Here is a 21,780-nt window from a genome sequence, read left to right on the forward strand (position 1 = left end):
TGACGGGCTCAGGAGTCGGCGTCGGGCGCGGACTGCGGTTCGCGCAGCAGCGGCATCCGGTCCTGGAACCGCCGTCGTACGACGAACAGGACCAGGGAAAGGAGGAGGATGCCGAGGCCGATCCCCAGTTCCACGGGCCCGCCGTAGCCGGAGAGTTCGGAGGAGAAGGCGCCGACAACGAGGACGGCTGCTCCGTACACGGTGAGCACGGCGGCGAGCGGGACGGCCCAGCGGCCGAGCTTGAAGCTGCGCGGGGCGTTGGGGCGGTCCTTGCGCAGGAGAAGGAAACCGGAGACGGCGAGCAGGATGGCGAGGAGGTAGCCGATGTTGGCCGCGACCAGGATGCCGATCGGGTTGGAGACGAAGAGGACCAGCAGGATGTTCATGATGACGGCGGCGATGATCGCCCTCGCGGGAACCTGGTGGCGGTTGAGCGTTTCGAGCTGGCGCGGGACGAGTCCGTCGATGGCTGCGCCGTAGAGGGCGCGGGAGCCGTCGGCCATGCTGGCGTTGACGCCCATCAGCAGGGCGCCGATGGTGATGACGAGCGCGGCGTCTCCGGCAAAGCCCGCCGGCAGGACCGTGGCGAAGCCGGATACGAAGACCGCGGCCGGGTCCGCCGCGGCGTCCGTTTGGGACATGAGCCCTCCGATGCCGATCGGGACGAGGGCGAACATTATGAACGTGTACGCACCCGACGTGGACAGGGCCCGGCGCGCGTCCTTATTGCTGCGGTACTCGGGCGTGAACGCGGCGCACATCTCGGTGCCGTAGGCGGTCCAGCCGACGAGGTAGAGCCAGACCGCGGCGTCCTGCCATCCACCCCAATGGTCGGCGTCGGGCTGGCCGAGGCCCCAGGCCAGGTTGGCGGCGTCCCACTGGCCGCTGACCAGCGGTGCGACGACGAAGGTCAGCAGGGGGATGAGGAGCAGGGCGCCAAAGACCTTGTTCACCCATGCTGCCGGCTGCGCGCCGAACAGGTTGGGCACCATGAGCGCCAGGATGAACCCGATGCCGATCAGCTGCGCGACTCCGATCTGCAGGAAACCGAGATTGAGCGTCCACGTCGCGTCGGGAAGCCAGCGGGCCTGGATAATGGCGCCGGCCGTGAGGCTGACGATCGAAATGACGGCCGACCAGCCGAACCAGTAGCCGAACGTGGCGAGGGCGCCGGCCGGGGCGAACCTGCCTTTCCACGCCTCGTGGGCATAGACCGGGACTCCGCCCGGCTTGTCCGGAAACATCGAGGCCATCTCCGCGAAGAGGTGGTTCTGCGCCCAGCCGATGGCCGCGGCAAGGGCCCAGATGAACATGGCCGACAGTGCGCCGATGGCGGCCATCGTCGGCCCGAAAGAGACGAAGAGGCCGCCGGAAACGGCCATGGCGAGGGCGAACGCGTCCTGCCACCGCAGCGTGCGGTGCAGGGCGGGAACGGTTTCTGTGTGCTCGAGTGAACCAGCCTTCATGCGGCCTTTCAACAGGGTTAGGACTGATCGGGGTGGACGGATCCCCGGAAGAGGCTGTGACGTGCGCTGCGCCACAAACAACAACTATGCAACTGCTTAGTTTTGCTGTCAAGGAGAAATTTGCCGACTAGACTCGGGTCTGTGGCGTTACCGCGGAACAACAAGTACGGCGAGGGGCGGGAGGCCCTGCTCGCGGCCACCGTGGCTGTGGTGGCCGAACGCGGGCTGCACGGGCTGACACTTCGCGCGGTCGCGGAGGTCGCCGGCGTCAACAACACCCTGATCAGCCATCACTTCGGTACCAAGGATGCGCTGCTCCACGAGGCCGTGGCGTGGGCGACCGCACGCGCCATCCGCCTGAGCGATCTATCGGCGACCGAGACCATCGATGGCAGTTTCGCCCGTGCGCTCGTGGAACTCGTCGCGAAGGAACCCCAGCTGCAGATCTTCCAGTACGAATTCGTGCTGGAAGCGCGGCGGCGCCCCGACCTCCGGGACGAGGCCGTGGCTCTCTACGAGGGGTACATTGAGGCCCTCGAGCTGGCCCTCGCGCGCCACGGACATGCGAACACCAAGCCCCTGGCCCGCGCGATTTTCGCAGCACTGGACGGCCTGGTGCTCCAGCAGCTCACTGTCGCCGATGCCGACGTCGTGCGCGAGGCCATCGAGTGCATCGGACGACTGTTGGAAACGAATCTGGTCGCAAGCGGTCAGCCGGCCTAGAGCTGAGCTCCCCACTCGCGGATGATGTGCGTGTTGATCCAGTGTCCCAGCGGCGGCACCGGCAGCATGGGTACGACGGCGGCCATCGCCACGTGCGCGAAAGCGTTCCCACCGTTTAACGGGCAGCGGGCCCGGCGAAAATCCGCCGCGCCCGCTGCTGTTGAGATCAGGGTCAGACTGATTCGTGGACCGGTGCGGTGGCCGGATGGGCTTCTGTTTCGCCGCCGGCCTGAGCCAGTGTCATTCCTCGGGTTTCCTCCGCCATGAAGAGGCACAGGACGAAGCCGGCGGCCGTGACGGCGCCGGCGATGATCATAGTCGGGCCGATGCCCCATGCGGTTAGGGCGAACGGAAGCCCGAAGGTTCCCAGCGCCGCGCCGATGCGGCTGGCGGCGGTGGTGATGCCGACGGCGCTGGCCCGCACGTTCGTGGGGAACAGCTCGCTCGGGTAGGCCCACTCGAGGATGCTCGGACCGCCGGAGAACAGCGCGTAGGCACAGAAGCAGGCCACGATGACGCCCACCGGGGCAGAGGGGGCGAAGCCGAGGATGAACAGCGGGATCGCCATGAGCGCGAAGCACCAGATGATGAGCGGCCGCCGGCCCCAGGTTTCGATGAGCTTCAGCGCGGGTATGCAGCCGGCCAGGAACACGAGGTCGATGACCACGGAGCCCAGGTTGGAGGCGTTGCCCTCGCCGAGGCCGAAGGCCGAGAGGATCGTTGGCCCGAACGTGAAGATGGCGAAGAGCGGTCCTACCTGCAAGGTGTAGAAGCCGCTGCAGAAGATGATGCGTTTGAGGTACGTCCCCTGCAGGAGCACCCGGAGATTGACCTTGCCGGTCTGCTCGCTCTCCTGTGGAGTGGAATCGAACACGACCTGCTCGATGCTGAGCTGGTCGGCAAGGGCCGCGCGCAGCGAGGACTTCGCCTCCTGGACCCGGCCGTGGTGGAGGAGCCAGCGCGGGGACTCGGGGGTGCCCAGGCGCAGGAGCATGACGATCGCTCCGAGGACCGCGGAAGAACCGAGCATCCAGCGCCAGGATTCCGGGCCGAAGAGCTCGAACATGAAGAAACCGACGAGGGCTGCCGTGGCGGCGCCGATGAACCATCCCACCTGCAGGACCCCGAGCATCTGCCCGCGGCGCTTCCGGGGGAGCCACTCGGCGAGCAGGGAGTTGGCGATCGGGTAATCAGCGCCGATGGCCAGACCCATGATGAAGCGGGCCACGATGAGCTGGAGCGGGTCCTGGACGAAGAACTGCAGGACGGAGCCGAGCACGAGGACCCAAAGGTCGATGGTGTACATGAGCTGCCGGCCGATGCGGTCGGTTAGCGGGCCGAGGAAAACAGCGCCGAGGAAGATGCCGACGAGCGCCGAGGCGCCGATCAGGCTCGTCTCCAGCGGGCTGGGTCCGAAGTCCGCGGTGATGCCGATCAGTGCGATCGCGATGATGCTCAGAATGTAGCCGTCGAGGATCGGCCCGCCCATGCAGGCGGCGACCAGCTTTTTATGGAAACGCGTGAAGCGCGCTTCGTCAATCGCGGCATGGATGTCCATGGATCTCCTTTGGAACCGGAAGAATTGCCGCCGTGCTATTGCCGACAGCCTGACGACGAGTGATATATCAGAAGATAGAGTGTGGCGCGTCACACGTCAATCTATTTCGTCGCCGAACGGAGAAGTTACATGCTGCTGGTTACGGAGTCGTTGAAGCTGCGGACGTGGATGTCCATGAGGTCCCGGGCGGTCCGGGCATCCTTGGACAGGATGCTCTCCATGATGGGCCCCAGCTCATTTATGTGTTCGGTCACCAGGGCGCGGCGTTCGAGGACCATTGACCAGATCCGGGTGGAGTGGTGCGCGTATCGGAGCAGCGTGTCCATGAGATGCCGGTTCCCGCACAGCTCGTAGATGACCTGGTGCACGGCAAGGTCGAAGCGCATGAGCTCGTGCTGGTCGACGGCCCTTGCGCTCAGGGAGCCCAGAAGATCGAGATACCTGCGGAGTTCATCCCCCTGCGGCGGGCGGAGGTTCTCCGCGGCCATTTCGGCTGCAACCGGTTCGAGGATCTGGCGGATCTGCGAGACCTCGGAGAGGTCAGTAAGGTTTATCGGTGCCGCAAACGAACCTTTCCTGGGCTGGGTCACCACCAGGTCTTCACCTTCGAGCCGACGCAAGGCCTCTCGAATCGGCGTCCTTCCCATCTGCATTTCCTTGGACAGCTGGGATTCGTTGATGGGCTCGTTGGGACGAATCTGGAGGGTAATGATGCGGTCGGCGATGACCTTGTAGGCGATGTCTGCAAGCGATTCGATGGTCTGTTCCCCCGTTCGGGCAAGCTCAACTCCTCAATTTACCGCCCACCGAGGGGGAGTGCGTGGTCTTGAGAGACGGATCGATCGAGATACCCCGCGCGAAGTCCACCCGCTCATCGATACGCTGGCCCCAGGGAATGCTGTTTGAGTCCCCGGCAAATTCGAACGCATGCAGGCGTTCCTCGACAGGAAGAAGAAGTAGAGATGAGCAACTCCGAACATCCCGCAGGGCTTCCCGCCAAGGTCGGCGTACTCGGTGGAGGCCGCATGGGGGCGGGCATCGCCCACGCGTTCCTGCTCAAAGGGGCGGACGTCCTGGTGGTTGAGCGCGACGAAGCCGCCGCGGAGGCGGCTCGCGAGCGGGTCGAATCGTCCGCCGCGAAATCAATCGAGCGCGGCGCGGAGGACGCGAACCTCGACGAGATGGCCTCCCGTCTGGCCGTTTCTGTGGACTATGCAGATTTCGCAGACCGCGGGCTGGTCATCGAGGCCGTGCCCGAAGACTGGGACCTCAAGGTCGTCGCGCTCCGTGGGGTCGAGGAACGCCTCGCACCGGGTGCCGTGCTGGCCTCGAACACGTCCTCGCTGTCCGTGAGCGACCTGGCCCAAGAGCTGGCCCGGCCGCAGGATTTCCTCGGCCTGCACTTCTTCAATCCCGTTCCGGCCTCCACCCTCATCGAGGTCGTCATCGGCCGGCAGACCCGTCCTGAGCTGGTAGGGACGGCGCGTGGCTGGGTCCGGGCACTGGGCAAGACCGCCGTCGTCGTCAACGATGCCCCCGGATTTGCCAGCTCGAGGCTGGGCGTCGCCATCGCGCTCGAAGCCATGCGGATGGTCGAGGAAGGCGTTGCCTCCGCCGAGGACATCGACAACGCGATGGTCCTGGGCTACAAGCACCCCACGGGACCGCTGCGGACCACCGACATCGTCGGCCTCGACGTTCGCCTTGGCATCGCGGAGTACCTGCACAAGACACTCGGCGACAGGTTCGCGCCGCCACAGATCCTGAGGAATAAAGTCGCCAATGGCGAACTGGGCCGCAAGGCCGGCAAGGGCTTCTTCGACTGGAGCTGAATTGCTGCGGCTGCTTCTTCCCCATGGAGCCGAAAAGCTGGGTGGAGGACAGGGCGTTGAGGGGCATGGCCACGTTGCCCTCGACGCCCTCGAGGTGGGCCAAGAGCAGAAGCCGGATCCCCGCCGTCGTTGGTCCCCAGGTCCTGAAGGACTGCTTCTTAATCGTTTTGTCGATGATCTCGGTGGCCCCGAAGCCTTCGGCGACCCCTGGCGAAGTCCGCCCATTGTCGCGAAGCAGTAAGCGCGATGTCTCTCCGGTGACCGGTGTTACGACGACGCCGCCAGGGGTTGCGCGGGCGTGGCTCAGTTGTAGCGTGGGCGCATGGACTTCAGAGAACTGATCGAGACGGCCGGCCGCGTTATCGATGCTGCTGGTGTCCTTGCCATGGTGATCGGTGCCGTCCTGGCTGCGACGTTCGCCGTGCCGAAGCTCCTCGGAAGGCAGGCCGGGGTGTACGAGGGGTTCCGCCGGTTCCTTGGACGTTCAATCCTCTTGGGGCTCGAACTGCTCGTGGCGGCGGATATTATCCGCACAGTAGCCGTCAGTCCGACGCTGGAAAGCGTAGCTGCGCTGGCCGTGATCGTGTTGATCCGTACATTCCTGAGCTGGTCGCTGGAGCTCGAAATCACTGGCAGGTGGCCATGGCAGGGGAAGGAAGAGCAGCTGCCTGCGAATTCGGGTGGACGGGCAGCTGAGTAGCTGGTCCGGACGCTGTTGGGCGTCTAGCCCTCGCAGTCGCTGCAGTAGGCGTGGGAGCCTTGTTGCCGGGCGATCTGGGAGCGGTGCCGGACGAGGAAGCATGAGTAGCAGGTGAATTCGTCGTCGGCCTGGGGGATGACCTGGACGTTGAGTTCCTCGGCGATGAACTCGCCGCCGGGTACACCGGCTCCATCAAGGCCGTCGGCTTCGTCCAGTTCCATGACGACGCTGCGGGCGCCGGGCGCATTTGCGGACCGTACTGCCTGCAGGGACTTGTCCTGGGACTCCTTGACGTCGGCCCGGACCTCATCGTAATCGGTTGCCACTTGGTTCAATCTCTTTTCTGAAGGTGGATGAATGCTTTACAACGTCTGCTATCGCGCGGGTATTCCCCGTCCACGAGTGTGACAATCCTCATAGGCGCTGCCCCGTGCCCCGCGGCCATGGATTAAGGCCAGCCGCCCGGCAGGAACTCCCTGGAACCGGGAGTTGCCGCCGGGCGGATGGTGTTGTGCCGGGAGTTCGGACCAGTCAGTCCTTGCGGACCGTTCGCGGGTCGACGTTCCGGGCCGCGAAGATCAGCAGACCGGAGCCCAGGATGGGCAGGACGCCCCACCAAAGGCTCGCGTTGATCCAGCCGCCACCGGCAGCGAGGGTGGCGGTGATCAGCAGGCCGCCGAGGATCGCGCCGACCTGGCCTGAGGCGTTGATGATGGAACTTCCCGTGGCCCGGGTGTGGACGGGGAAGCTTTCGCCGGTGAAGAACAGCAGGGCGGAGAAAGGCCCGATCAGGAAGAACAGCCCGGCGCTGTACAGGGCAACGATAAGCGGAAAGTTCCCGTTGGGGGCCTGGAGCATGATGAAGAACGAGACGGCGCACAGGATCCAGCCGATGCCGATCGCGTTGCGGCGTCCGATCCGGTCACCCAGCCAGCCGTGGAACAGGTATCCGGCGAAGGCCGTCGCATTGGAGATGATGAGGATCAGCAGCGCGTTGTCGAACTCGATGTTCTTGCCGTCCGGGGCCGAAAGCAGCGACGTGCCGAGGATTGCGAAGGCGAGGACGCCGAGCCAGTTCAGGAGGAAGGCGCCGCCGATCGTCAAAGCGGACCGCCGCGACTCCCCGCGGAAGACGGAGACGAGCGGACTGGCCTTCTCCGAGACGTCGATGCCGTATTTCTCCCCGAGTTGCTGCGCCTCTTCGCGCCGCCCGTCCTTGATCATCTTGTCGATCTGGTGGCGGTGGGCGAACTGGGGGCTTTCCTTGAGCCAACGGCCGGCAATGATGATGAAGATGGCCGGGACGGCGGCCACGACAAAGCAGAGCGCCCATCCGCCAATGGGGAAGAGCAGGTAGACGGACCCGGCGGCCAGAACTGAGCCGACCGGCCAGCCAGACTGGACGAGCGAGTAGATGAGCCCGCGGCGGCGCGCCTTGGCCGGGTCGCTATGGCTGTGGGCGAACATCTCGTTGAGGTAGGCCGCGTTGATGGCCTGTTCGGCGTAGCCGAGGCCGGCGAGTGAACGCACGAGGACGAGGAAGACGAGTCCGAGGCCGGCAGCGATGCCGGCGACCCAGCCGACCATAGCGGTCAGCAGGGAGGCGACGGCGGCACCGGCGACGGCGATCAGGATGCCCTTGCGGCGGCCGATCCGGTCGACGACCGGGCCGATCGCAAAGGCGACGATCGCAGTGCCGGCCGTCACCCAGGTGTTGACCTCGGTGGACTGGGCCGCAGTCCAGCCGAGGTCTGCCGCCAGCTGTGGCAGGAGGTTGCCGAACAGGACGAAGTCATAGACGGCGAAGGTCCAGGCGAAAAAGCAAATCCAGGTGGCTAGCCGGACGTCCTTGGGCCTGATATCGGACTCGACGAATTGGGAGGTTTGAAAAGTGGACATGACGGTTCCTATTCACGGAGATAGGGGTAGCGATGTGATGATTCCGGAGCGAAAAGGGGGCGGCCCGGGAGCCAACGTTGCTAGCTGGCCTCCAGGCCGCCCCCCTTACTGCCGCAGATCTTCGATCAGCGGGTTGGAGCAAGCTCCGACTTTGCGTTTTCCCGACGCTCGGCGGTGGCCTTCAGATCAACCGTGAGCTGGCCGTCGACCTCCCTGAGGACCACGCCGTAGTCCCGGGTGGCCGCCTCCGCGGTCGTGAAGCCGTCCAGGACATCCTCGAGGACCTTCAGCGGGTCCCGCCGGAGCGGGTCGCCGAAGCCGCCGCCGCTGGGCACGGTGATCTGGAGGGAGTCTCCGGCCAGCAACTGGCGGCCGGTGACCTTGGAGGGCCAGGACTCCTCACCCGTGCGGCCGGGGTTCTTCACGAGCGAGCCGTTGAGACCGTCATGACCTCCGTAGGCGCCCCACGGCGCGTCCGACTCGTGGCGTTCGCCCTCGCAGGTGATCACGGTGTCGGTCAGGAAGGTGTTTTCCCGGACGATGCCGATCCCGCCGCGGAACTCGCCCGCCGCCGCCGGATCCGAGCGCAGCTCGTAGCGGTCGGTGCGCATCGGGAACCGCCATTCGAGCTCCTCGATCGGGTTATTGCGGGTGTTGGCGATGAGGTTGTCCACGGAGTCGGGTCCGTCGCTGGTGGCGCGGGCGCCGTAGGAGCCCTCGTTCACCTCCAGGTAGACCCAGTACTCGCCCTGCTTCTCGTCCCATCCGGAGTAGGAGATGAAGTGGATGTGGGCGGAGTTGCCGGCGGTGACGCGATCGGGGATGACCGGGGAGAGGGCTCGCAGCGCCAGGTCGACGGCGCGCTGCACCTGGGAGAACCGGGAGAAGGTTGCGGCCGGGTACTTGGGATTGAAGATGGTGCCCTCCGGGGCGATCACCTTCAGCGGCTTGAGCATGCCCTCGTTCTGCGGCACGAACACCGGGAAGGCTACCTCGTCCAGGAACATCATGCGGGTGATGAAGGTGAACGCCGAGACCGTCGTGCCCTCGAAGGCGCAGTTGTAGGCGGTTGGCACCTGTTCGGAGGATCCGGTGAGGTCATAGGTAATCTCGTCGCCCTCGACAATCACCTTCACGACGATCGGCAATTTCTTGCCGTAGTTGCGGCCGTCGTCGTCGAGGTAGCCGACTTCCGTCTCGTAGACGCCGTCCGGGATCTTGGCGATTTCCTGGCGCAGCATCCGCTCCGAGTAATCGATCCAGCTCTGGCCGGCCTCGCGCACCGCCGCGAAGCTGTAGCGCTCGATCAGGGCCAGGTAGCGGGACTTGGCCAGCTCGCAGGCGGCAATCATGGCCTGGAAGTCGCCCTCGTTGGAGGTTGGCGTCCGGGTGTTGTTGAGGATGTGCCGGATCAGGGATTCCTGGCGCACGCCCTTCTCGTAGATCTTCACGGCCCGGAAGATCGTGCCCTCGGACTGGACGTCCTGGATGTCCACCATCAGGCCGGAGAACGCGCCGCCGTTGTCGATCAGCTGACCCGAGGCGCCGGCAAAGCCGACGAGTTCGCCGTCGTGGAAGATCGGCTCGATGATGGCCACGTCCGGGGAGTGGGTCGCCCCCAGGTACGGGTCGTTGTGCAGGATGACGTCACCCTCGTGGATGTCGTCCCCGAGGACCGAGATCACGCCCTTGACGATCTTGGGCATGGAGCCCATGAACATCGGCGTGGAGTCGGACTCGGCCAGGACGTTGCCGTCCTTGTCGAACAGGCCCGCGCCGAGGTCTTCGGACTCGCGGATGATCGAGGAGTAGGCCATGCGGAACAGCACCGAGGCCATTTCCTTGGCCGCGGAATTCAGGGCGCCGCCGATCACGCGCATGAGGATCGGGGTGGCCAGCTTTTCAGCGGTTTCGGCGGCTGCGGGGCAGGCGATCACGAGGTTGCCGGCAGCATCCACGGTTCCGGAGAAGCCCGGCGGAATAACAACGGTGGAGTCGTATTGCTCGATGATGGCCGGGCCTTCGAAGGAGGTGCCCACCCCCATCTTCTCGCGGTCATAGAAGCCGGTGTCCACGGTGACGGGCTTGCCGTCCTGGTCGAAGGTCACCGGGCGGGTCTCCACGAGGGCATCCTCGAGGGACCCGGACTTCGTCGCCTCCGGCGTGGGCAGTTCGTCCATCAAGGCGCGGGCTTCGACCCGGATGTTGATGACCTCGACGGTGCCGTTCTTGAAACGGTGGCCGTACTCCTCGAAGTGGGCGTCGTGGAAGGCGGCCTCCGCCTGGACCAGCCAGGCCGAGGTGACCGGGCCCTCCGGGACGTCGAAGCGGATCTCGTAGCCCTGGCCCTCGTAACGGGCATCGGCCAGCCAGTCCAGGCGGCGTCGGCCGGCGGGGACGTCCTCCGCGTCCAACTGGGCATTGGCTTCGCGCTCCAGCTGTTCGAAAGAGGCCTGGATGGCAGCAGGATCGGCGTCGCGGAACGTGAACCGGTTGGTGGCGACGAACTCGTACTGTTCGTCCGTGGCCAGCAGGCCGGTTGCGGCGATGATGCCCGGGTGGGCCGGGATCAGCACGTTCGGTACCTCGAGCTCCGCGGCGATTTCACAGGCGAACAGGGCGCCCGCACCGCCAGCTGCCACGAGGGTGAAGTCGCGCGGATCGTAGCCGCGCCGCACCGAGTTCTGCTCGATGGCCTGGGTCATGCCGAACTTCTGGATCTGGAGGGCGCCGAGGGCGGCCTCCTCGACGGACATGCCCAGCTTTCCGGCCAGTCCCTCCATCGCGTGGCGGGCGCCGTCGAGGTCCATGTCCAGTCCGGATCCGGCGAGGACACGGTCGGGGCGCATGCGGCCCAGCAGCACTTGGGCGTCGGTCGACGTCGGTTCCGTGCCGCCCCGGCCGTAGCAAACCGGGCCCGGGTCGGCGCCGGCCGACTGGGGTCCGACGCGGAAGACGCCGCCGGCGTCGACGTAGGCGATGGAGCCGCCGCCGGCACCGATGGTGTCGATATCCACCATGGGGACCATGGCTTGGTGGTCGCCGATCTTGGTGTCCAGCAGGTGGCGCATGCGCAGTTCACCCTGGTAGGCCACACCGATGTCCGCCGACGTGCCGCCGATGTCCAAGGTGACGACATTCTCGAAGCCGGACTGCCGGCCTGCCCACATGCCGCCGATCAGACCGCCGACCGGTCCGGACATCATCAGTGTCACGGGCCGCTTGGCAGCCTCCTTGATCGGGACCATCCCGCCGGAGGACTGCATCAGAAGGATCTCGCGCTGATAGCCCAGGCTTTCGGCCTGTTCCTGCAGGCGGTAAAGGTACCGCGAAACCCTGGGCCCTACATAGGCGTTCAAGGCCGTGGTGGAGAACCGCTCATACTCCCGGTAAAGGGGCACGATGTCGCTGGATAGGGAGAGGTAAGCCTCTGGGAATTCCTCCGCGACGATCTCCCCGATCCGCTGCTCATGGGCGGAGTTCAGGTAGGAGTGCAGCAGGCAGACGGCGATGGCCTCTACGCCGGCAGCCTTGAGCTCGCGCACCCGCTCCCGGACCTCGTCCTCGTCCAGGGGTACCAGGACGTCGCCGTTCGGGGCGGTGATGCGCTCCTTGACGGTAAGGCGATGGCGGCGCTTGATCAGGGGCTTGGTCTGCCAGGGCATGTCCTGCTGGAGCGAGAAGTTGTGCGGCTTCTTGTGGCGGGCGATGTGCAGGATGTCCCGGAAACCGTCGGTAGTGATCATCCCGACCTCCGCACCGGTGTGCGTCAGCGCGGTATTCGTTGCCACCGTGGTCCCGTGCACCAGCTGGTCGATCTCCGCGAGCGACACTCCGGCCTTCGCGCAGAGCTTCTTGATGCCATTGATCACGGCTTCAGACGGGTCGTGGGGAGTGGACGGAACTTTTTCCACAACGGCTATGCGCTGGTCGTCGTCCGAGAAATACAGGTCGGTGAAGGTGCCGCCGACGTCTACTCCGATGCGCTTCATGATGGTCCTTTCGGAAGTTGGGCTCAGGACTGCGTTGTACGGAAGTCGTGGTTGAAGGGAAGGCCTGGGGTCGAAGGAAAGGGCTTGGGCCGGTCCGCTCTGCCCCGGATTGGAGCCCTAATCCCCCGGGCCGGAATCCAATCCCGCAACTTGATGTGCTCTTGCTCACTTCTGGTTGCTTGCTAAGCAATTTAGTTCCCCCAGCAACAACACGCAATGGTTATGACGCGTCTTTTTTGCGGCGTGCTTCCGTGGGCATGCCGGGCACCGTGTCCGATTGAGGGCTGGTCGCCCCACGTTCCCGGGGATTCCGCCAGTCCGTGGCGTTCGGCTGGGCAGGTCGGATGGAGCAGCGTGCGACGAGCCGAAGTGTTTTTCCCGGCGACCCGCGACGGTTGGCAATTCGTCAGAACCTGTGGTCCCGGAAGAGCCCGGTCGAGGCGTGGACCCCGGCTTGGAGCCGGCGATACACCGGGCTGACCGCAGCCAGGTACGTCCAACGCGATGAAGGTGCGGGGTGATGCCGGCTCGGGTTCGGCATGATCGGCCTGGCCGGACCACTGCTGGCCAGTCGCACGGTCGCGCTGGATGCTCCCTCCGGCCCGAGCCGGTAGTCAGAGGAAAAACAGATTCGACGAACCTCTGGTGCAGCGCCAGTTCATGCGCTACCGTAGTCAACACAGCAACCAAGTTGCTCGGTCAGCAACACACAAATATGAGAGTGGAGAGAGCCATGACGATTACGACCAACGACATCGAAGCCCGTCTCGCAGCAGTACTGGAGGAGGCGTTCGAAGCCGGCACGGGCATCTACAACGAGCGCGGCTTCAAGCGCCGGATCGGTTACGGCAACCGCCCCGCCGTCATCCACATCGACCTCGCGAACGCCTGGACCCGTCCGGGCCACCCGTTCAGCTGCCCGGGCATGGAGGAGATCATCCCGAACGTCCAGCGGATTAACGAGGCTGCGCGCGCCAAGGGAGTCCCGGTCTTCTACACCACGAACGTGTACCGCAACCGCGACGCCACCTCCGGCACGAACGACATGGGCCTGTGGTACTCGAAGATCCCCACGGAGACCCTTCCTGCGGATTCCTACTGGGCGCAGATCGACGACCGCATCGCACCCGCAGAGGGAGAGGTTGTGATCGAGAAGAACCGCGCCTCGGCGTTCCCGGGAACGAACCTCGAGCTCTTCCTGACCTCCAACCGAATCGACACCCTGATCGTGACCGGTGCGACCGCGGCCGGGTGCGTGCGCCACACCGTCGAGGACGCGATCGCGAAGGGCTTCCGCCCGATCATCCCCAGGGAGACCATCGGCGACCGTGTCCCGGGCGTCGTGCAGTGGAACCTCTACGACATCGACAACAAATTCGGTGACGTGGAGTCCACCGATGCGGTGGTGGAGTACCTGAACCGCCTCCCGCAGTTCGAGGACACCGTCCCGAAGACCCTCTCGGATCCCCAGCCCGAGGTCGCCGCTCCCGCGGATCCGGCCTGAGCCACCCGTACTAGCAGGCTCGGGGCCGGCATTCCCGGGCCGGCCCGGCGTCAGCCCGGCACCCTCAGTGGTGCCGGGCTGACGCACATCCGGGAGGACACCAACGTACCGGGCGGCCGCCGTCTGTTGCGCCGGGCGAACGGAAAGGGAGCACTCATGCTTGACCCGCAAACCACCACCGACAAACCTCAAGGGGCGGCGGCATCTCTGCTCAACGGTCTTGCCGTCCTCGAGGCCTTCTCCGTCGCCAAGCGTTCGCTCCTGGGCGTCACGGAGATCTCCGAGCTGGTCGGCCTGCACAAGAGCACCGTCTCCCGGATGCTCACGGGACTGACCGAAGCCGGATACGTCCAGCGCGACGATGACACTGGGCGGTACCGGCTCGGGCTCGGGATGATCGGCCTGGCCGGACCGCTGCTCTCCGAGCTCGACGTCCGCCGGGCCGCGCTGCCTCATCTGGAAGAACTGACACAAACCACGGGGGAGACGGCAGCGATTGCCGTCTGGAACGGTACCAATGCGATCGTCGTGGAACAGACGGCCAGCATGCATCAGGTCAAGCACAGCGCGGCGATCGGCACGCGCTATAACAAGTTCGCCAGCTCCTCGGTCCAGATCTTCCTCGCCGAGCTGCCGCCCGAGGAGACCGACCGCCTCCTTGCTGCCCGGGTGGTGCTGCGGGACGGCTATCGGGGGTTCGAGGACCCGGCACACGAACGGCTCGCCGACGTGCGGGAGCATGGGTTCGCCGTCAACGACGGCGAGACCACGTTCGAGGAATACGGCGTTTCCGCGCCCGTACGCGACTACCGGGGCGCGGTCGTCGGCTGCGTCACGGCCAGCGCGCCCCGGTCCCGAGTGCAATACCGGCAGAGCCAAGCGATTCTGCGCGATGCAGTGCTCCGGGCTGCCGCCCGAATGTCCGCCCGGCTAGGGAGCTGGTCGGCGGAAAACGCATCCGGCGCGTCGACTGCCGTCACGGACCCTCGGGGGAAGCGCCCCGAGCCATTGCTTCCCGCAGCCGGTGCACGGTGATCAGCTGGCGGCGGACCAGCCCAGGCGGACGGATACTTCCGCGGCAGCGTGTTGCACGGCCTGCACCAGTGCGTCCCCGGTTGCATGCTTGTGCACGCGGGAACGGGGAGCAGATGCGGTGATGCAACCGACCACCTTGCCGCGGTAATCGCGGACCGGGGCGGAGACTCCAAACTCCTCATCGGTAGTCGCCCCGTCGTTGACGGCGTATGCCTGCCGGGCGACCTCCTGCAGGTGGGAGGTGTGGTCCAGAGGCAAGCCGTCGCCTGCCACGCGATGTATCCGCCCGGATTCGATCAGTTCGGTCGCCAGGCCGGGCGCTAGCTCCGCCAGGAACACGCGCACCGAGGAGCTCTCGAATTTGTTGTATCGGGTTCCGATGGTGGCCGTGTGCTTGACCTGGTGCGGACTGGCGACCTGCTCCACGACGATGGCCTCATGGCCATTCCAGACCGCGATTGCGCTGGTCTCCTGGGTGCTTTCGGTCAACTGTTCCAGGTACGGAACCGCAGCACGGCGGACATCCAAATCCGCCAGCAAGGGGCCGGACAGCGCAATGAGGCCCAGACCGAGCCGGTACCGGCCTGTCTCCTCATCCCGCTGGACATATCCGGCATCGGTCAAGCCACCGAGAATGCGCGACACCGTGCTCTTGTGCAGGCCCACGCGCTGAGCGACCTCGGTTACACCTAGCACCGGTTTTTGAACGGAAAAGGCTTCCAGCACAGCAAGACCGTTCAGCAGCGAAGCCGCAGCCCCCTGGACCTGCCCGTTCTCCTGCCTCGGCCTGCCTGCCATCTGCATCCTTTCGCGTGGCGCGACTGTCACCACTCTTCTGGCCATCATATGCTCCGCTTCGCGCGGTGAGGTGGAAGATCCCGCCTTCGGCTTCCGCCCAGCTCCGGCATCGGAGCACCACCCGGGCGGGTTCGAAGCGCTCGGACCTGCCCCGAGCCCGGTAAGAGCATTACGGGGAAAAACCCTTGCTTGTTGCTGCTGATGCAACTATATTGATCTAAAAGCAACTGGGGTGGTTGCATCGCTTCAGCCGAGCCCCCATTCCCTAACAAGGCACAGCCAAGGCTACAGCCCGTGCCGACTGTCCGAAGGTTCGTCCTCTCCACAAAGCCGGGTGCCGGCACGGCACCCCAATCGGGAGCAGCTATGCAACTGGACCACAACCCATCAACTTCCACTTCGGCTTCCGCAGCAGGAACGGCCAACGTCTCTCCTGCCACGCTGCGGAAAGTGACGTTCGCGGCCTCCGCCGGCACCGTCGTCGAATGGTTCGACTTCGCCGTCTACGGATTCTTGGCCCCCATCATCGCCAGGACATTCTTCCCGGAGGGTGACACCGTGGTCGCGCTCCTGCAGACATTCGCGGTCTTCGCTGTCGCCTTCGCCCTGCGGCCCATCGGCGGCGCGTTCTTCGGCATGCTGGGTGACCGGATCGGCCGCAAACGGGTCCTGGCCCTGACCGTTCTGCTCATGTCCGGGGCCACGATGAGCATCGGCCTGCTCCCCTCCTACGAAACAATCGGGATCTGGGCCGCGGTCCTGCTGACCCTGGCGCGCAGCCTGCAGGGCCTGTCGGCCGGCGGCGAGTACGCCGGTGCCGTGACGTACGTTATTGAACACTCACCGCAGAACGAGCGCTCCCGCCACAGCAGCTGGATGCCGGCGTCCACCTTCGCCTCCTTCGCGGGAGCGGCGCTGCTCTGCTACCTGCTCACGGCAAACCTCCCGGCAGAGTCCATGGACAGCTGGGGCTGGCGCATTCCGTTCCTCGTCGCGGCTCCGATGGGACTCATCGCCTTCTATATCCGGCGCAAACTCGACGAAAGCCCGCTGTTCAAAGAGGTATCCGAAAGCTCCGCCGCCACGCACACCCCGCTGAGCGCCACACTGAAGAAGCAGTGGAAACCGATGGCGATCCTCACCGGCTACATCAGCCTCACCGCATTGTCCTTCTACACGTTCTCTACCTACATGACCACCTTCCTCAGTGAAGTCGTCGGACTGCCGTCTGAACTGGTGCTGATGAGCAATGTGCTGGCACTGACATTCGCAGCCGTGATCGCCCCGGTCATCGGCCGCATCTGCGACAGGGTGGGGCGCCGCCGCACCATGTTCGCCTCCTCGGTGCTGCTCGGCGGACTGGCAATCCCTGCGTACCTGCTGGCTGGCGGCGGCAGCTTTGCCAACGCCCTGGGCGGCCAGCTGCTGCTCGCCGTCGGTGCCGTCACGGCCAACGTCGTCACGGCCGTGCTGCTCAGCGAGGCCTTCCCGACGGCGGTGCGGTACACCGCATCCGCAGTCACCTACAACGTCAGCTACGCCATCTTCGGCGGTACGGCACCGTTCGTGGCGACCTTCCTGATCTCCCTCACCGACAACAAGCTGGCACCCGCCATCTACCTCACCGTCATCGCGGCGGGGGCCCTTGTCGCAACCTTCTTCATGCCGGAAACCTCCAGGAAGTCCTTCGAAGAGGAAGACAAAGCCGTACGCAACGCCGGGAAATAACGCCACTCCGGCATTCGGGCTGTCCCGAACGGATACGCTGTTATCCCTCGATGCGCGCCTCCCCGACCCCCGGGGAGGCGCGCCTCATTTCATGCTCTTGCGTGCTGTCCGGCCGGCTCGGCTTGTTCGGCGTTCATTGGTGTTGCGAAGTCGAAGTCGCATCCGCGGTCGGCCTGCATGACGTGGTTCCGGAACAATCTCTGGTAGCCGGTCACTTGGCTGCCTGTGTCCGTCGCGGCGAATTGCGCTGCCGCTTTTCGTGCTTCGAGTTCGTCGGCGTTTACGAGAAGGTCGATGCGTCCTTCCGCGACGGAGAGGCTGATCCGGTCGCCGTTGCGAACGAATGCGAGCGGACCGCCGATGGCGGCTTCGGGAGCGATGTGCAGCACGATGGTTCCGTAGGCGGTCCCGCTCATGCGCGCGTCCGAGAGGCGCACCATGTCCCGGACGCCGCGGGACGCGAGCTTGGCAGGTATCGGAAGGTAGCCGGCTTCGGGCATGCCAGCCGCTATCGGCCCGGCGTTCTGCAGCACGAGGAAGTCATCCTCTTCGACATCGAGCTCCGGATCATCGATGCGCTGGGAGAGGTCTTCAAGTGAAGTGAAGACGACGGCGCGGCCTGTGCGTTCGAACAATTCGGGGTTGGCGGCTGAGCGCTTGATGAGGGCGCCCTTCGGGGCCAGGGAACCGGTCAGCCATTTCAGTCCGCCCTGCGGCCGGATCGGGTCGGTGACGGGTCGGATGACCGAATGGTCCACCCAGGGGTCGGCGCCCTCGATCACTTCGCCGATGGTTTGTCCGGTGACCGTTGCCGCATCGAGCTCGAGGAGGCCGCGGAGTTCGCGCATGATCGCCGGCACACCGCCGGCAGCGTGGAGGTCTTCCATGTAGTGGGCGCCGGTGGGCTTGAGGTCCACGAGGACGGGCGTCTCGTCGGACAGCGCGTTGAGCTCCGAGGGGTCCAGTTCGATGCCGAGCCGGCCGGCCATGGCGGTGAGGTGGATCAGGGCGTTGGTTGATCCGCCGATAGCGAGCAGGATGCGCAGGGCGTTGCGCACGGATGCCGCGGTGACGATTTGCGAGGGCGCCAGCCGGTTGCCGGCGAGTTCGACGGCGAGGCGGCCGGAGTATTCGCCGAAGCGGAGGCGGTCCGAGTGTACGGCCGGCGCGGTCGCGCTTCCCGGCAGCGCCATGCCCAGGGCCTCGGTGATGCAGGCCATGGTGCTGGCCGTGCCCATGACGGCGCAGGTGCCGGTAGTGGTCGCAAGGTTGCGTTCGACTTTCTTGATCGTCTCGCCACTGATCGCCCCGCCGCGGTACTGGCCCCAGAAGCGGCGGCAGTCGGTGCACGCGCCGAGTCGCTCCCCTTCGAACCGGCCCGTCATCATGGGACCCACCACGAGCTGCACCGCGGGGCGGTCGGTGGAGAAGGCGCCCATCAACTGGGCGGGGACGGTCTTGTCACACCCTCCCACCAGCACCACGGAGTCCATGGGCTGGGCCCGCACCATTTCCTCCACGTCCATGGCCATCAGGTTCCGGTAGGCCATCGAAGTGGGGGAGAGGAAACCCTCGCCCAGAGAGATGGTGGGGAACTCCATGGGAACACCCCCGGCGGCAAGCACGCCGCGCTTCACGGCCTCGATGAGTTCCGGCTGCTGGCGGTGACAGTTGTTGAAGTCGCTGGTCGAGGTCGCGATGCCCACCACCGGGCGCTCGAGCAGTTCCGGACTGCGCCCGGTCGAATGCGCGAACGTGCGGCGGAGATACCGGGCGAACTCGCGGTCCCCGTAGTTGGTTAGCCCCCGGTACAGCCCGGTCTCTCCGTGATCGGGCGCGGACGCGCCGCCCGTCCCGGGCTGGGTGTTGTCGATGTGGTTGGTGCTCATGCGGTCCCTCGGATTCTCAGTACTGGAGTCGGTGGAGCCTGCGGGGCAGGTCCTACTGCCGTTTCCACAACCCCTCGGGCGGGGAGGGGCGGACACTCGAAGATAACTGGATTCTTTAATAAAATTATTGATAATTCTAGCGCACGATGGTGCTGGCGCAATCCTTCGAACCCATTTAGGAAGTGGTGCTCTTTTCGAGGTAGTAGTCCCTCGAAGGGATGAGGTGCTCGCGGCACAGCCGGGCGAGTTCCTCGGAGTCGGTGCCCTGGAGCGCCTCCACGATCAAATCGTGTTCCGCCATCGAACGCTCCATCTTTTCCGGGGAGGAGACGTTCAGGAAGCGTATCGGCGAGGCCATTTGTGCATAGTGGCGGATGGCGCCGGCCAGGATCGCATTCCCGGTGAGCTTGTAGATCTCCCTGTGGAATACGTCGTTTGCCCTGACGATCGCCGGCAGGTCGCGGTTCCCGACGGCCGTGCGGTGCTCGTCCCGTGCCTGGATGACAGGTCGTAGCGCGTCCGCGTCGACGGGCAGCTTGATGAGCCGCGCGGCGTTCGATTCGAGCAGCGTGCGCAGCTCATACAGCTGCCCGACCTCCGCGGCCGAGAAGGACTTGACTGCGACGCCGACGTTCGGCCGCCGTTCCGCCAGTCCCCGGGTTTCCAGGAGCTGGAGGGCGGCCCGCACGACGTGCCGCTTGGCTTCGAAGCGGGCCATGAGCTCGTCTTCGACGAGCCGCTCCCGCGGGTAGAGCCGTCCGAGCACGACGTCTTCCTCCACGGCGTCGGCGATTGCTGCGGCGGTGGTGGCAGCGGTGGCGCGGGCCATGGTGGATTCGTGCTCCTTCGATGGCGTAGGTGCGGCACGGAGGGCCATGGCGGCGGCTCCGGCGTGGCACCGTGGGTGGTCTTGCCATTGTAGGCACGGAGCATCCGGTGCCCGTGTTTGTCCAGGTGGTGGCTTCGCGGGAATCGCATGGGAAGTTCCTTGGGGCCGGTGCTTGTCAGCGGATGAAGAAGCTGAGGATCAGGACCATGGTGAAGCCGGTCAGCGCGACCAGCGTCTTCATGACTGTCCAGGACTTCAAGGTGTTGGCAACGGACATCCCGAAGTAGCGGTTGGCCATCCAGAAACCCGAGTCGTTGACATGCGAGTACCCGGCGCCGCCGCAGGCAATCGCGATGCAGGTCAGCGCTACGACGGAGGGACTTGCGCCCAGGGTCTCGGCAAGCGGCGCGCTGAAGGATGCGCCGGTGACCATGGCCACGAGTCCGGATCCTTGGGAGATGCGCATGACCGATGCCACGACGAAACCGAAGACCACCAGCGGAACGCTTGCGGACTGCATTCCCTCCGAAAGGGTGTCGCCGAGCCCGGATTGCACAAGGACCCCGCCGAAGACGCTTCCGGCGCCGGTGATGAGGATGATCATCCCGGCGGGGCCAAGGGCGGCCGTGGCAATGTCCTGCAGGTCTTCTTTGCGCAGCTTGCGGCGGACTCCGAAGAAGTACAGGGAGAACAGGCACGTGGCCAGCATCGCGATGACGGGATTGCCGATGAACTGGAAGACCTCGCCCACAGGCCCGCCGACGAGGCGGCCGACGGTGCCGACGACGACGAGGATGAGCGGCAGGAGCAGCGCGCCGACGACGGAGACGAGGCTGGGCAGCGGGACGCCCCGTTCATCGACAGCCACCGGTGCGGAGCCGCGCTGCCCGAGCGCGGCTCCAGCGGTTCCGGAAGATCCGTCCCGGGCCAGGTCCTGCGCCCGGTTTCCATCAGCGTCCTGGACCTGCGCACCGGACGATTCCGTGGAAACGGGAACGGGCGGTTCGACATGGATGCGTTTGGAGATGAAGCGGCCGAAAACCGGACCAGCCACCAGCACGGCAGGTAACCCGCAGATCAGGCCGAACAGGACCACCAGGCCGACGTCGGCGTTCATGATGCCCGCGGTGGCGAGAGGACCGGGGGCCGGCGGCATGAACGTGTAGGCGGTGCTCAGGCCGGCACAGAGCGGGATCCCGTAGTGCAGCAGCGACTTTCCGGTCCTCAGGGCGACTTGGTAGAGCATCGGGACCAGGATGACGATCGCCACGTCAATGTAGACCGACGTTCCCACCAGGAAGCCGGCGGCGCTTAGGCCGAGCGCGATGGTTCGGTCGGAGAACTTCTCGACCAGCGTCAGCGCGATCCGCTGGGCGGCGCCGGCGCGCTGCAGCATCATGCCGAAAATCGCCCCGAGCCCGATGACCAGCGAGAGCTGTCCCAGCGACGAGCCCATCTCTTCGACAATGAATGTGAGCATCTCGTTGGGGTTCTGCCCGATGGCAAGCCCGAAGACGATGGACGTGAAGAGCAGGGCGACGAACTCCTGCCACTTGAACTTGATGATGAGGAGGAGTAGGAGTGCGACAGCCAGAACGGCTGCCGTGATGACCCATGCCTCGTGGGTGATGGTGAGGTTCATGCCGGAAGATTCCTGTCTCAGTCGCTCTGGATGGAGCAATGAAAGAAGGGCCAGAGTCAGTAACGGCAGCGCCTTCGGCAACCGTCAATGAAATTATTGATAATCTATCCCGACGAGTGAACCACATCACTCCCGTCCACGGCAACCCGTATTTCAGGATGGCTCGGGTCCCGGAAGCACCGTCT

Annotated in this window: 16 protein-coding genes; 6 read left to right on the plus strand and 10 right to left on the minus strand. The window is 65.4% G+C overall.

Annotation, left to right across the window (positions count from 1 at the left end; all coding sequences use genetic code 11):
* Positions 1–8 precede the first annotated feature (8 nt).
* Positions 9–1,466 (minus strand): APC family permease, encoded by a 1,458-nt coding sequence (locus WFH44_RS14850; RefSeq protein ID WP_336714689.1) that lies wholly within the window; start codon positions 1,464–1,466, stop codon positions 9–11.
* Positions 1,467–1,607: 141 nt separating this feature from the next.
* On the opposite strand from WFH44_RS14850, the gene WFH44_RS14855 reads away from it, so the two are divergent.
* Positions 1,608–2,189: a TetR/AcrR family transcriptional regulator gene (locus WFH44_RS14855; RefSeq protein WP_336714690.1), complete on the plus strand. Its 582-nt coding sequence runs from the start codon at positions 1,608–1,610 to the stop codon at positions 2,187–2,189.
* Positions 2,190–2,361: 172 nt separating this feature from the next.
* On the opposite strand, the gene WFH44_RS14860 is transcribed toward WFH44_RS14855, so the two are convergent.
* A complete protein-coding gene (locus WFH44_RS14860; protein ID WP_336714691.1) occupies positions 2,362–3,747 on the minus strand; it encodes an MFS transporter in 1,386 nt (461 codons plus the stop codon).
* Positions 3,748–3,872: 125 nt separating this feature from the next.
* Positions 3,873–4,505 carry a GntR family transcriptional regulator gene (locus WFH44_RS14865; protein WP_336714856.1) on the minus strand — a complete coding sequence of 211 codons (633 nt, stop codon included), beginning with the start codon at positions 4,503–4,505 and terminating at the stop codon, positions 3,873–3,875.
* A 204-nt stretch (positions 4,506–4,709) separates the two neighbouring features.
* On the opposite strand from WFH44_RS14865, the gene WFH44_RS14870 reads away from it, so the two are divergent.
* Together WFH44_RS14870 and WFH44_RS14875 are read left to right on the plus strand one after the other, a co-directional pair.
* Complete coding sequence (locus tag WFH44_RS14870; RefSeq protein WP_336714692.1) at positions 4,710–5,579, plus strand: 3-hydroxyacyl-CoA dehydrogenase family protein; 870 nt, start codon at positions 4,710–4,712, stop codon at positions 5,577–5,579.
* Positions 5,580–5,901: 322 nt separating this feature from the next.
* The gene (locus WFH44_RS14875) at positions 5,902–6,279 is read left to right on the plus strand and encodes a DUF1622 domain-containing protein (RefSeq protein ID WP_336714693.1); all 378 of its coding nucleotides are present in this window, start codon (positions 5,902–5,904) and stop codon (positions 6,277–6,279) included.
* Positions 6,280–6,302: 23 nt separating this feature from the next.
* On the opposite strand, the gene WFH44_RS14880 is transcribed toward WFH44_RS14875, so the two are convergent.
* From WFH44_RS14880 to WFH44_RS14890, 3 genes are all read right to left on the minus strand, one after another.
* Positions 6,303–6,605, minus strand: coding sequence for a DUF4193 domain-containing protein (locus WFH44_RS14880; RefSeq protein ID WP_336714694.1), 303 nt, complete (start codon positions 6,603–6,605; stop codon positions 6,303–6,305).
* A gap of 205 nt (positions 6,606–6,810) precedes the next feature.
* Positions 6,811–8,178 (minus strand): MFS transporter, encoded by a 1,368-nt coding sequence (locus tag WFH44_RS14885; protein ID WP_336714695.1) that lies wholly within the window; start codon positions 8,176–8,178, stop codon positions 6,811–6,813.
* 125 nt (positions 8,179–8,303) lie between these two features.
* Entirely contained in the window at positions 8,304–12,170 is a 3,867-nt protein-coding gene (locus WFH44_RS14890) for a hydantoinase B/oxoprolinase family protein (RefSeq protein WP_336714696.1), read from the minus strand.
* A 733-nt stretch (positions 12,171–12,903) separates the two neighbouring features.
* Here WFH44_RS14890 and WFH44_RS14895 point away from each other — a divergent pair.
* Positions 12,904–13,674 (plus strand): N-carbamoylsarcosine amidohydrolase, encoded by a 771-nt coding sequence (locus tag WFH44_RS14895; protein WP_336714697.1) that lies wholly within the window; start codon positions 12,904–12,906, stop codon positions 13,672–13,674.
* A 156-nt stretch (positions 13,675–13,830) separates the two neighbouring features.
* Complete coding sequence (locus tag WFH44_RS14900) at positions 13,831–14,709, plus strand: IclR family transcriptional regulator (RefSeq protein WP_336714698.1); 879 nt, start codon at positions 13,831–13,833, stop codon at positions 14,707–14,709.
* On the opposite strand, the gene WFH44_RS14905 is transcribed toward WFH44_RS14900, so the two are convergent.
* Positions 14,710–15,507: an IclR family transcriptional regulator gene (locus tag WFH44_RS14905; protein ID WP_336714699.1), complete on the minus strand. Its 798-nt coding sequence runs from the start codon at positions 15,505–15,507 to the stop codon at positions 14,710–14,712.
* 366 nt (positions 15,508–15,873) lie between these two features.
* Here WFH44_RS14905 and WFH44_RS14910 point away from each other — a divergent pair, with 366 nt between their 5' ends.
* Positions 15,874–17,235, plus strand: a complete 1,362-nt coding sequence (locus WFH44_RS14910; protein WP_336714700.1) for an MFS transporter — start codon at positions 15,874–15,876, stop codon at positions 17,233–17,235.
* Between the two features lie 89 nt (positions 17,236–17,324).
* Here WFH44_RS14910 and WFH44_RS14915 read toward each other — a convergent pair whose 3' ends face one another.
* The 3 genes from WFH44_RS14915 to WFH44_RS14925 all read right to left on the minus strand — a co-directional run bounded on the left by WFH44_RS14915 (position 17,325) and on the right by WFH44_RS14925 (position 21,595).
* The gene (locus WFH44_RS14915; RefSeq protein ID WP_336714701.1) at positions 17,325–19,124 is read right to left on the minus strand and encodes a dihydroxy-acid dehydratase; all 1,800 of its coding nucleotides are present in this window, start codon (positions 19,122–19,124) and stop codon (positions 17,325–17,327) included.
* Positions 19,125–19,299: 175 nt separating this feature from the next.
* Positions 19,300–20,001, minus strand: coding sequence for a GntR family transcriptional regulator (locus WFH44_RS14920; protein ID WP_336714702.1), 702 nt, complete (start codon positions 19,999–20,001; stop codon positions 19,300–19,302).
* Between the two features lie 127 nt (positions 20,002–20,128).
* Complete coding sequence (locus WFH44_RS14925; RefSeq protein ID WP_336714703.1) at positions 20,129–21,595, minus strand: GntP family permease; 1,467 nt, start codon at positions 21,593–21,595, stop codon at positions 20,129–20,131.
* Positions 21,596–21,780 lie beyond the last annotated feature (185 nt).

This window comes from Arthrobacter sp. USHLN218 (genome assembly GCF_037144715.1).
Classification (GTDB): Bacteria; Actinomycetota; Actinomycetes; order Actinomycetales; family Micrococcaceae; genus Crystallibacter.

Coding starts and splice junctions, on each gene's coding strand:
- WFH44_RS14915 (WP_336714701.1), bottom strand. CDS start 19,124: ATGAGCACCAACCACATCGACAACACCCAGCCCGGGACGGGCGGCGCG.
- WFH44_RS14925 (WP_336714703.1), bottom strand. CDS start 21,595: ATGAACCTCACCATCACCCACGAGGCATGGGTCATCACGGCAGCCGTT.
- WFH44_RS14870 (WP_336714692.1), top strand. CDS start 4,710: ATGAGCAACTCCGAACATCCCGCAGGGCTTCCCGCCAAGGTCGGCGTA.
- WFH44_RS14890 (WP_336714696.1), bottom strand. CDS start 12,170: ATGAAGCGCATCGGAGTAGACGTCGGCGGCACCTTCACCGACCTGTAT.
- WFH44_RS14910 (WP_336714700.1), top strand. CDS start 15,874: ATGCAACTGGACCACAACCCATCAACTTCCACTTCGGCTTCCGCAGCA.
- WFH44_RS14885 (WP_336714695.1), bottom strand. CDS start 8,178: ATGTCCACTTTTCAAACCTCCCAATTCGTCGAGTCCGATATCAGGCCC.
- WFH44_RS14920 (WP_336714702.1), bottom strand. CDS start 20,001: ATGGCCCTCCGTGCCGCACCTACGCCATCGAAGGAGCACGAATCCACC.
- WFH44_RS14905 (WP_336714699.1), bottom strand. CDS start 15,507: ATGGCAGGCAGGCCGAGGCAGGAGAACGGGCAGGTCCAGGGGGCTGCG.
- WFH44_RS14875 (WP_336714693.1), top strand. CDS start 5,902: ATGGACTTCAGAGAACTGATCGAGACGGCCGGCCGCGTTATCGATGCT.
- WFH44_RS14900 (WP_336714698.1), top strand. CDS start 13,831: ATGCTTGACCCGCAAACCACCACCGACAAACCTCAAGGGGCGGCGGCA.
- WFH44_RS14850 (WP_336714689.1), bottom strand. CDS start 1,466: ATGAAGGCTGGTTCACTCGAGCACACAGAAACCGTTCCCGCCCTGCAC.
- WFH44_RS14895 (WP_336714697.1), top strand. CDS start 12,904: ATGACGATTACGACCAACGACATCGAAGCCCGTCTCGCAGCAGTACTG.
- WFH44_RS14860 (WP_336714691.1), bottom strand. CDS start 3,747: ATGGACATCCATGCCGCGATTGACGAAGCGCGCTTCACGCGTTTCCAT.